The sequence below is a fragment of the Pseudomonas sp. GW821-FHT07E12 genome (assembly GCF_058986605.1).
The window spans coordinates 78,147-89,283 of sequence record NZ_JBYSVX010000018.1 but is presented as its reverse complement, the minus strand read 5'-3'; the positions used below and the strand labels follow the sequence as shown (position 1 = coordinate 89,283).

The window sequence follows — 11,137 nt, the reverse complement described above, 5'->3', positions numbered from 1 at the left end:
AGCCCGGACCTCCAAGTGCGCCGGTAAAGCCCCTCGCGGCTGAAGCCGCTCCTACGATGATTCAGGCATCTGATCGACGCCGCACGCATCACAGTTGCCTCCCTCTCGCTTCCTCCGGCCGCGCCGATGACCAAGAAAACCACCAAGTCCCGCACCGTCACGCTTCCCTTCGAGGTCGAAGCCACCCGCCAGCAGCCGCTGGGCATGCCTACCGAGCGTTTCCTGCGCGATTTCTGGCACAAGCGTCCGCTGTTGATCCGCAACGCCTTCGCAGACTTCCAGACCCCGGTGCTGCCGGAGGACCTGGCCGGCCTGGCCTGCGAGGATGGCGTGCTCGCGCGCCTGATCAGCCACGACCGTGATCGCGACGAATGGAGCGTGCGCAGCGGCCCGTTCCAGGAAGAGGACTTCCCCGGCCTGCCCGACCACGACTGGACCCTGCTGGTGCAGGACGTCGACAAGTGGGATCCGGACGTACGTGCGCTGCTGGATCAGTTCAGCTTCCTGCCGCGCTGGCGCATCGACGATGTCATGATCAGCTTCGCCGCCACCGGCGGCTCGGTCGGCGCGCACGTGGACCACTACGACGTGTTCCTGCTGCAGGCCCACGGCCATCGCCGCTGGCAGATCGACGCCAGCGCCGCGCTCGGTCGCAAGGCACCGGACCTGGCATTCCGCGACGATGTCGACATCAAGCTGCTGCGCCAGTTCAACGTGACCCACGACTGGGTACTGGCCCCGGGCGACATGCTGTACCTGCCGCCGCTGGTACCGCACCACGGCGTCGCCGAGGATCCGTGCCTGACCTTCTCGATCGGCATGCGCGCCCCGTCCTCGGCCGAGCTGATCGGCGATTACCTGGACAATCTGGTCGCCGAGGCCGACGAGGCCGTCCGCTATCACGACGAGGATCTGACCGCTCCGGCTGATCCCTACGAGATCGACACCACCGCGATGAATCGCGTGGTTGAAGCGCTCAACGCATTGCGCATGAACGATCCGGACAGGCTGGGCGACTGGTTCGGCCGTTTCATCACCACGTACCGGGCTTCCGGCGAGGTGATGCCGGCGCCGGACGCACCCGACCACGCCGGCCTCGAGCAGGTGCTGGCCGAAGGCGTGTCGCTGCACCGGCATCCGTGGTCGCGCGTGGCCTGGCGCCGTGCCAAGCGTGGCACCACCCTGTTCTTCAGCGGACTTTCGTTCGAACTGACGATCGGCGACGCGCAACTGCTGTCCGAACAGGAAACCCTCGATGCGGCGCACTTCGCCCGCCTGTCCCGCAAGGGCCGCGAGGCGCTCGCCGAGCTGGTCGCGGCCGGACACTACCAGCCCGGCGGCCCGGAACAAGACGAGGCCGATGACGAGGCCGAGTGATCCCTGTTGCGGTCAGCGTCTTTGATCGATCTGCCCGATAGCCCAACTGGCAGATGACTCGCATGGCTACTACTTTCGTCCAACGGATCACCGTTTCGACGATGGCAAGGCACGACTCAACGGTCGCCCAGGCAGGCGCCGACTGCGCTCGCGGCTCGCGCCAATGCAGGAAACAAGCATCGCCCGGAGCCCATCCGGGCAGTGGGCATCCGATCTGACTCGGCCCTGTACGATATCGATGCCATATCGCCCCATACCCGTTCCACACATCAGCCCTGTAGATGCAGGGGTATAATTTTTTGGTTTCCTCAAGGCCCGGCTGCCATAGCGGCTGGGCGCAACCGCAGCCACCACCCGACATACGATCGTGGACAACCAACTAAAGCAGTTCGCGCAGTCTTCCCAGCTCGCCGGCGGCAACGCCGCCTATATCGAGGACCTCTACGAGCAGTACCTCGTCTCCCCCGACAGCATCGACCCGAAGTGGAAGAGCTACTTCGACGGCTTCCAAGGCCGCGAAGCCGGTGATCTCCCGCACTCGGCAGTTGTCGCGCATATCGCCGAAGCCTCCAGGAAGGCGCTCAACGACGGCATCGGCGGCGGGAGTGGCCAGAGCGACGAGCGCGAGCGCAACGTCGGTCGTCTGATCACCTCCTACCGTTCGCGTGGCCACCTCGGCGCCCGCCTGGACCCGCTGGGCCTGACCCCGCCGACCAACCCGCCGGATCTGGACCTGCCGTTCCACAGCTTCTCGCAGTCGGACCTGGACAGCGAGTTCAGCACCGGTGGCGTCGGCGGCCAGCCGCGCATGAAGCTGCGTGACCTGTTCACCCGGCTCAAGAACACCTACACCGGCAGCATCGGCTCGGAGTTCATGCACATCTCCGATGTCGAGCAGCGCCAGTGGATCTACCAGCGCCTGGAGAACGATGGCGGCCGCTTCGCCGCCGACAGCGAGACCCGCAAGCGCGTGCTCGAGCGGTTGACCGCCGCCGAGGGCCTGGAGCGCTACCTGCATACCAAGTACGTCGGCCAGAAGCGCTTCTCGCTGGAAGGCGGCGACTCGCTGATCCCGATGATGGACGTGCTGGTGCGCCGCTCCGGCGTGGACCGCGTCCGCGACGTGGTGATCGGCATGGCCCACCGCGGCCGCCTGAACGTGCTGATCAACACCCTCGGCAAGAACCCGCGCAAGCTGTTCGACGAGTTCGAGGGCAAGTTCGAGCACGCCCATGACGACCGCGCCCACACCGGCGACGTGAAGTACCACATGGGCTTCTCCGCCGACGTGGCCACCCCGGGTGGCCCGCTGCACCTGGCGCTGGCGTTCAACCCGTCGCACCTGGAAATCGTCGATCCGGTGGTCGCCGGCTCCGTGCGTTCGCGCCAGGAGCGCTACGGCGACGTCGCGCGCGAGCGCGTGCTGCCGATCCTGATCCACGGCGATGCCGCGGTGGCCGGCCAGGGCGTGGTGATGGAACTGCTGCAGATGTCGCAGGCGCGCGGTTTCGCGATCGGCGGCACCCTGCACATCGTCATCAACAATCAGGTTGGCTTCACCACCAGCCGCATCGACGACGTGCGTTCGACCCTGTACTGCACCGACGTGGCCAAGATGGTCGAAGCGCCGGTGTTCCACGTCAACGGCGACGATCCGGACGCGGTGGCCTATGTCACCGAGCTGGCCTACGACTTCCGCCAGAAGTTCAAGAAGGACGTCTTCATCGACCTGATCTGCTACCGCCGTTGGGGCCACAACGAGGCCGACGAGCCGGCGGTGACCCAGCCGGTGATGTACCAGATCATCCGCAAGCACCAGACCACCCGCGAGCTGTACGCGGCGCAGCTGGAGAAGGAAGGCGTGCTGCAGGCCGGCGAGGCGCAGGCGCTGGTCGATGGCTACCGTGCCAAGCTCGACTCGGGCGAATACACCACCGAGCTGGCCCAGAGCCGCGAGGACGAGTTCGCGATCGACTGGTCCAAGTACCTGACCGGCAGCCTGACCGACAAGATCGATACCGGCTACGACAAGTCCAAGCTGGTCAAGCTGGCCGAGATCATCAACACGATCCCGTCCCAGATCGAGATGCACAACCGCGTCAAGAAGATCTACGAAGACCGCGCCAAGATGACCGCCGGCGAGCTGCCGGCCGACTGGGGCTTCGCCGAGAACCTGGCCTATGCCACCGTGCTCGAGGAAGGCTACCGCCTGCGCCTGGTCGGCGAGGACGCCGGTCGCGGTACGTTCTTCCACCGCCACGCGATCATCCACGACCAGAAGACCGACGAGTACTACCTGCCGCTGCGCCAGCTGGTGGACAACCCGGATGACGCCACCGTGATCGACTCGCTGCTCAGCGAGGAAGCGGTGATGGGCTTCGAGTACGGCTACTCGACCACCGATCCGGACACCCTGTGCATCTGGGAAGCGCAGTTCGGCGACTTCGCCAACGGCGCGCAGGTCGTGATCGACCAGTTCATCGCCGCCGGCGAGGCCAAGTGGAGCCGTCTGAGCGGCCTGACGCTGCTGCTGCCGCACGGCTACGAAGGGCAAGGCCCGGAGCACAGCTCGGCGCGCCTGGAGCGCTTCCTGCAGCTGTGCGCGATGGAGAACATGCTGGTCTGCACGCCGACCACCCCGGCCCAGTGCTTCCACATGCTGCGTCGCCAGCTGTGCATGACCACCCGCAAGCCGCTGGTGGTGATGTCGCCCAAGTCGCTGCTGCGCCACAAGCTGGCGGTGTCCTCGCTGGACGAGCTGGCCAACGGCGAGTTCCAGCACATCATCGGCGACGCCAAGACCGATCCGGCCAAGGTCAAGCGCGTCGTGGTCTGCTCGGGCAAGGTCTACTACGACCTGCTGGAGGACGTGCAGAAGCGCGGCCAGGACGACGTGGCGATCATCCGCGTGGAACAGCTGTATCCGTTCCCGCGCGTGCTGCTCGCCGCCGAACTGGCCAAGTATCCCAATGCCACCGACGTGGTGTGGGCGCAGGAAGAGCCGCAGAACCAGGGTGCCTGGTACCAGATCAAGCACCACCTGCAGGCGGTGCTGCCGAAGGGTCGCGAACTGCACTACGCAGGCCGCGCGCGTTCGGCCTCCCCGGCGGCCGGCCACATGGCCGAGCACGTCGAGGAGCTCAAGCAGCTTCTCGCGGACGCACTGGTCAATCCGTTCAACGACCAAGTCGCTGAATAAGCATTCCCCCTTACCTTTCCTAAGAAACAAGAAACCCTAGGACGCTCCTCAAAATGGCCACCGAAGTCAAAGTGCCGGTACTTCCCGAATCCGTCTCCGACGCCACCATCGCCAGCTGGCACAAAAAGGCCGGTGAGGCCGTCAAGCGCGATGAGAACCTGGTCGATCTGGAAACCGACAAGGTCGTTCTGGAAGTGCCGTCGCCCGTCGACGGCGTGCTGAAGGAAATCAAGTTCGAAGCCGGCAGCACCGTGACCAGCAACACCGTGCTGGCGATCATCGAGGAAGGCGCCGTCGCCGCTGCCGCTCCGGCCGCGCCGGCTGCGGAAGAGAAGAAGGCCCCGGCCGCCGCCGCGGCGCCTGCCGCAGCCGCCGCTCCGGCCCCGGCGGCCAAGTCGTCGGCCGCCGACAGCCTGCCGCCGGGCGCTCGCTTCGCCGCAATCACCGAAGGCGTGAACCCGTCCGAAGTGGACGGCACCGGCCGCCGTGGCGCGGTGACCAAGGAAGACATTGTCAATTACGCCAGGAACGGCGGCGCCGGCAAGGCCGCGGGCGCACGTCCGGAAGAGCGCGTGGCGATGACCCGCGTGCGCAAGACCATCGCCAAGCGCCTGATGGACTCGAAGAACTCGACCGCGATGCTGACCACCTTCAATGAGGTCAACCTCGCCAAGGTCTCGGCCGCGCGCAAGGAGCTGCAGGACGAGTTCCAGAAGGCCCACGGCATCAAGCTCGGCTTCATGAGCTTCTTCGTCAAGGCCGCCGCCAACGCGCTGCAGCGCTTCCCGCTGGTCAACGCCTCGATCGACGGCGACGACATCATCTACCACGGCTACAGCGACATCTCGATCGCGGTGTCGACCGACAAGGGCCTGGTGACGCCGGTGCTGCGCAACGTCGAGCGCCAGTCGTTCGCCGACATCGAGCAGGGCATCGCCGACTACGCCGCCAAGGCGCGCGCCGGCAAGCTGAGCCTGGAAGAGCTGCAGGGCGGCACCTTCACCATCACCAATGGCGGCACCTTCGGCTCGCTGCTGTCGACCCCGATCATCAACCCGCCGCAGAGCGCGATCCTGGGCATGCACGCCATCAAGGAGCGTCCGATCGCCGAGAACGGCCAGGTCGTGATCGCCCCGATGATGTACCTGGCACTGTCCTACGACCACCGCATCATCGACGGCAAGGATTCGGTGCAGTTCCTGGTCGACATCAAGAACCAGCTGGAAAACCCGGGCCGGATGTTGTTTGGCCTGTGATGCGGCCGGGATTGGGGATTCGGGATTGGGGATTCGCAAAAGCGTCCCCGTCCCACGAGTCCTGCTTTTTACCAATCCCGAATCCCAAATCTCGAATCACGTGAGCGAAGAATGAGCGAACAATACGATGTCGTCGTCATCGGTGCCGGCCCGGCCGGTTACCACGCTGCCATCCGTGCGGCGCAATTGGGCATGAAGGTCGCCTGCGTCGACGCGGCGCTGGGCAAGGACGGCAAGCCCGCCCTCGGCGGTACCTGCCTGCGCGTGGGCTGCATCCCGTCCAAGGCGCTGCTGGACTCCTCGCGCCAGTACTGGAACATGAGCCACCTGTTCGGCGAACACGGCATCACCTTCAAGGATGCCAAGATCGATGTCGCGGCGATGGTCGGCCGCAAGGACAAGATCGTGAAGCAGTTCACCGGCGGCATCGCGATGCTGTTCAAGGCGAACAAGATCACCCCGTACTACGGCTTCGCGCAGTTGCAGCCGGGCAATGTGGTCAAGGTGCAGCAGCACGAAGGCGGCGAGATCGAGCTGAAGGCCGCCAACGTGATCCTGGCACCGGGCTCGGATTCGATCGAGCTGCCGTTCGCCAAGTTCGACGGCGACAGCATCGTCGACAACGTCGGCGGGCTGGATTTCACCGAAGTGCCCAAGCGTCTGGCCGTGATCGGCGCCGGCGTGATCGGCCTGGAGCTGGGCAGCGTGTGGAAGCGTCTGGGCAGCGAGGTCACCATCCTCGAAGCGCTGCCGGACTTCCTCGCCGCCGCCGATGCCGAGGTCGCCAAGACCGCGGCCAAGGAATTCAAGAAGCAGGGCCTGGAAATCAAGCTCGGTGCCAAGGTCAGCAAGACCGAGATCACCGGCAAGGGCGCCAAGAAGGAAGTGGTCGTCACCTACACCGATGCCGAAGGCGAGAAGACGCTCACCGTCGACAAGCTGCTGGTGGCGGTCGGTCGTCGTGCCGCCACCAAGGGCCTGCTGGCCGAGGGCACCGGGGTCAAGCTCAACGAGCGCGGCCAGATCGAGGTCGATGCGCACTGCCACACCGGCGTCAACGGCGTGTGGGCAGTCGGCGACTGCGTGCGCGGCCCGATGCTGGCGCACAAGGGCTTCGAGGAAGGCATCGCGGTGGCTGAACTGATCGCGGGCCTGCCGGGCCACGTCAACTTCGACACGATTCCGTGGGTGATCTACACCGAGCCGGAAATCGCCTGGGTCGGCAAGACCGAGCAGCAGCTCAAGGCCGAAGGCATTCCGTACAAGTCCGGTTCGTTCCCGTTCGCCGCGGTGGGCCGTGCAGTGGCGATGGCCGAGCCGGCCGGTTTCGTGAAGGTGCTGGCGCATGCCGAGACCGATCGCGTGCTGGGCCTGCACCTGGTCGGCGTCAACGTCTCCGAACTGGTGCACGAAGGCGTGCTGACGATGGAGTTCAGCGGTTCGGCCGACGACCTCGCCCGCATCTGCCACGCCCACCCGACCCTGTCGGAAGCCATCCACGATGCGGCGATGGCGGTTAGCAAGCGCGCGATTCATAAGGCGAATTGAATCGAAGGCCGGGATTGGGGATTCGCGCAAGCACCCCGCTCCCGGATCGCCACCCTTGCCATTCCCCAACGCCGGGCCCAAGCCCGGCGTCTGCTTTTACGAATCCCCAATCCCGAATCCCGAATCCCAGCCCCAATGAAAAGCATCTGCGTCTACTGCGGTTCCAACGCCGGCAACAAGCCGATCTACGCCGAACGCGCTGCCGCGCTTGGTCAGCGCATCGCACGTGATGGCCTGCGCCTGGTCTACGGTGGCGGCAAGGTCGGGTTGATGGGCATCGTCGCCGATTCCGTACTTGAAGCCGGCGGCGAAGTCACCGGTGTGATCCCGCAGCAGCTCGCCGACTGGGAAGTCGCGCATCGCGGCCTGACCGAACTGCAGGTGGTCGGCTCGATGCACGAGCGCAAGATGCGCATGTTCGATCTGTCCGATGCGTTCGTCGCCCTGCCGGGCGGCTTCGGCACGATGGACGAGATGTTCGAGATGCTGACCTGGCGCCAGCTCGGCATCGGCAACAAGCCGTGCGCATTCCTGGACGTCGATGGCTTCTATGCACCGTTGATCGGCATGATCGACCGGATGGTCGAGGAGCGTTTTCTGCATCCGGAGCAACGCGCCGACCTGTGGCACGGCTCGGATATCGACACGATGCTGGAATGGATGCGGGGTTACGCGCCGGCGCAGGCGGATAAGTGGATCGACGAGAAACGCCAGAAAGCGTTGCGCTGATTCTGGCGGTACGATCCGGGAGCGTGGCGACGCGCCCACCATCCTGGCGCCTGCCTGCTGCTGGGGCGCGGATCGACGAAAAGCATCAGAAAGCATTGCGCTGATCGCTACAGCCCCCTCCGACACCATTGGCTCCCCGCCTACGCGGGGATGACCAAGCCGCAACCACCCATGACAAACCCGCTCTAAATCGGAAGCGCCGCCACGCCCTGCATCTCCGGTGCCGGCACGCCCAGCAGGTAACCCTGCCCGTAGTGGCAGCCGAATTCGCGCAGCGTGTGCAGCTGGCGCGCCGTCTCGATACCCTCGCCCACCGTCTCGATCCCGAGCGTGGCCGCCAGTGCCAGGATGCTGCGCACCAGTGCCAGCGAATCCTGGCCGTCCGGGGCATGCAGGTTGGCGACGAAACTGCGATCGATCTTCAGCACCGAAATCGGGAAACGATACAGATAGGACAGCGCCGAATAGCCGGTTCCGAAGTCGTCCAGCTGCACCAGCACACCGCGGGCGCGCAGGTTGTTGAGGATTTCCAGGATCCGTGGCGCGTCTTCCAGCAGCGCGACCTCGGTGATTTCCAGCCGCAGCCGGGTCGGATCGGCACCGGCGGCATCCACCAGCCCCAGCAGCCGCTCGACGAAATCCGAGGAGCGGAAGTGCAGCGGCGATACATTGACCGAGATGTAACCGCTGCGGGTGTTGGCCAGGTGCCCGATCACCTGCTCGTAGAGCTGCCAGTCCACATGCTCGATCAGGCCACTGCCTTCGCCGAGGTGGATGAACGCATCCGGTCGCAGCAGGCCACGACTCTCGTGATTCCAGCGCAGCAGCGCCTCGTAGCCGATCACCTGGCCATCGTCGAGCCGCACGATCGGCTGGTAGTAGGGCTGGAAGTCGCGACTCTTCAGCGCGCGGCGGATATCCGCTTCCAGATCGAGGCTGCGCATCGCTTCCTCGCGCATCGCCTCATCGAACACGGCAAAGCGCTCATGCGCCTGCGCCTTGGCACGGTACATCGCCGCATCGGCATCGCGCAGCAGTTCCTCACCGCTGCGATAGCGGGCGTTCCAGAACGCGACGCCGACGCTGGCGGACGGAAACAGTTCGCGGCCCGCCACCCACATCGGCTGGCCAAGCACGTTGTGCAACCGGCGCGCGAGGTCGCTCGCCGCCTCGTCTCCTTCCGGGCAATGCATCAGGATCGCGAATTCGTCGCCGCCCAGCCGCGCCACCATGTCGTCGGCGCGGACCGTGGCGACGATGCGCTGCGCCACTTCCACCAGCATCTGATCGCCGGCGACGTGGCCCACGCTGTCGTTGACCAGCTTGAAGCGATCCAGATCCAGGAACAGCACCGCAAAGGGCGACCCACCGGCCACGCTGGCGCGCGTGATCGCACTGTCCAGGCAATCGAGCAGGTGGGCACGATTGGGCAGACCGGTCAGCGCATCGTGCAGCGCCTGATGGGTCAAACGCTGTTCGGCACGGATACGCTCGGCGATCTGCCCGACCAGTTGCTCGTTGAGCTGCGCCAGCTCGCGGGTGCGCTCATGCACGCGCTGCTCCAGTTCGGCATGCGCCTGGCGCAATCGCGCCTGGTTGCGTTGCCGCGCCAGGCCATTGCCGATGTTGTTGGCGGCGAACGCGAGCAGCCGCTGGTCGTCCAGCGAATAGCACACCTCGCCGGAGTAGCTCTGCACGACCACCGCACCGACCACCTCGTCCTCGATGAACAACGGCACGCCCAGCCAGCTGCTCGCCCGCTGGCCGAAGCGCAACACCTCGCCCGCCGCCGCCAGAGTGTCGATCTGCTCATGATCGACCAGCAGCGCGTGGCGGTTGGCGATCACGTGCTCGGTGAGGCCGTTGCTGAAACGTCGCGCTGGCCGCACGCGGCTGTGTTCATCCACCGAGTACGGGAATTCCAGGTGTTCCCCACTCTCGTCGAGCAGCGCGATGTAGAAGTTGCGCGCGTCCAGCAGGCCGCCGACCACCGCGTGGACTTCGGCATAGAACTGCTCCTGGCTCTCGGAGGCCACCGCCAGCTCGGAGATGCGGAACAACGCCATCTGCAGGGTCTCGGCGCGCCTGCGCTCGACGATCTCCTCCTGCAGGCTGCGGTTGGCCCGCTGCAGCTCGGCGGTGCGTTCCTCGACCCGGCTCGTCAGCTGGAGCTGGGCCTGGCGCCGGTCCAACGCGGTCAGCACGTGCTGGGCGACGAAGATGAGCAGGCTGCGATCCCGCTCGCTGAAGGCGATCCGCTCGTCGTAGCTCTGCACCACGATCGCCCCGGATACCCGACCGTCGCGCAGCATCGGGACGCCGAGCCAGTCGTTGCTCTCCGGGCCACGCGCGGCATCCACCGGCATGCCCAGGCCCTGCGCCAGATGATCCGACGGTCCCCACAACGGCACACCGCGCTCCAGCAGCGCGAAAGTGAGGCTGCTCGGGAAATCCTCGTGGGTATAGCGATAGCCGGGATCGGGCGCGAAGCTGTCCACGGTATCGGCGAAATAGACGAAGCGCATGCTCTCGTCGAACGCGTCGTATTCGACGATGAAGAAATTCTCGGCATACATCAGCGAGGCCACCACCTGGTGGATCCGCCGCACCATCTGCGGCAACTCCAGAAGGTCGCCGGACAGATCGGCGATCTCGTAGAGCGCCTGCTGCAGGCGCTTGGATTTCTCCAGCTCGCTGACCTGCGATTCCAGGCGCGCACGCTCATGCGCGCCCTGGGTGGCGGCGCGTGCCGCCTGCAGCCAGCCCGCCTCCGGCGGCGTGGAAGATGCCGTTGCGTATTCCCACGTCACAGCGAAATCCACCGCACCGTCCGCGGAAGACCATGTGTGCAGATGCTCGCCGTCGCTCACCAGGCCTTCGAGCGCATCGACCAGCCTCGTCCGCAACGAAGTCAAACCGGACAGGAAACCGCCCTCGCCCAGTCCCGACATGCGTTCGCGCCAGGCGACCGCGACGGAGGCAGTCCCCGGCAGCAGACCTGCCAACGGCACGGTCACGCGCTGGCATG

Annotated in this window: 6 protein-coding genes; 5 read left to right on the top strand and 1 reads right to left on the bottom strand. The window is 65.8% G+C overall.

Annotated elements, in window-relative coordinates:
* Positions 1-126: 126 nt before the first annotated feature.
* The 5 genes from AC3WJE_RS12005 to AC3WJE_RS11985 all read left to right on the top strand — a co-directional run bounded on the left by AC3WJE_RS12005 (position 127) and on the right by AC3WJE_RS11985 (position 8,109).
* Positions 127-1,377, top strand: coding sequence for a ribosomal protein uL16 3-hydroxylase (locus tag AC3WJE_RS12005; RefSeq protein ID WP_493731033.1), 1,251 nt, complete (start codon positions 127-129; stop codon positions 1,375-1,377).
* Between the two features lie 364 nt (positions 1,378-1,741).
* Positions 1,742-4,576 (top strand): 2-oxoglutarate dehydrogenase E1 component, encoded by a 2,835-nt coding sequence (locus tag AC3WJE_RS12000; protein ID WP_493731034.1) that lies wholly within the window; start codon positions 1,742-1,744, stop codon positions 4,574-4,576.
* A 53-nt stretch (positions 4,577-4,629) separates the two neighbouring features.
* Positions 4,630-5,832 carry a dihydrolipoyllysine-residue succinyltransferase gene (gene sucB / locus AC3WJE_RS11995; protein ID WP_493731032.1) on the top strand — a complete coding sequence of 401 codons (1,203 nt, stop codon included), beginning with the start codon at positions 4,630-4,632 and terminating at the stop codon, positions 5,830-5,832.
* Positions 5,833-5,943: 111 nt separating this feature from the next.
* Positions 5,944-7,380: a dihydrolipoyl dehydrogenase gene (gene lpdA, locus AC3WJE_RS11990; protein ID WP_493731031.1), complete on the top strand. Its 1,437-nt coding sequence runs from the start codon at positions 5,944-5,946 to the stop codon at positions 7,378-7,380.
* A gap of 135 nt (positions 7,381-7,515) precedes the next feature.
* Positions 7,516-8,109 carry an LOG family protein gene (locus AC3WJE_RS11985; RefSeq protein WP_493731030.1) on the top strand — a complete coding sequence of 198 codons (594 nt, stop codon included), beginning with the start codon at positions 7,516-7,518 and terminating at the stop codon, positions 8,107-8,109.
* Positions 8,110-8,294: 185 nt separating this feature from the next.
* On the opposite strand, the gene AC3WJE_RS11980 is transcribed toward AC3WJE_RS11985, so the two are convergent.
* On the bottom strand, positions 8,295-11,126 hold the full coding sequence (locus AC3WJE_RS11980; RefSeq protein ID WP_493731029.1) for a bifunctional diguanylate cyclase/phosphodiesterase: 2,832 nt from the start codon (positions 11,124-11,126) through the stop codon (positions 8,295-8,297).
* Positions 11,127-11,137 lie beyond the last annotated feature (11 nt).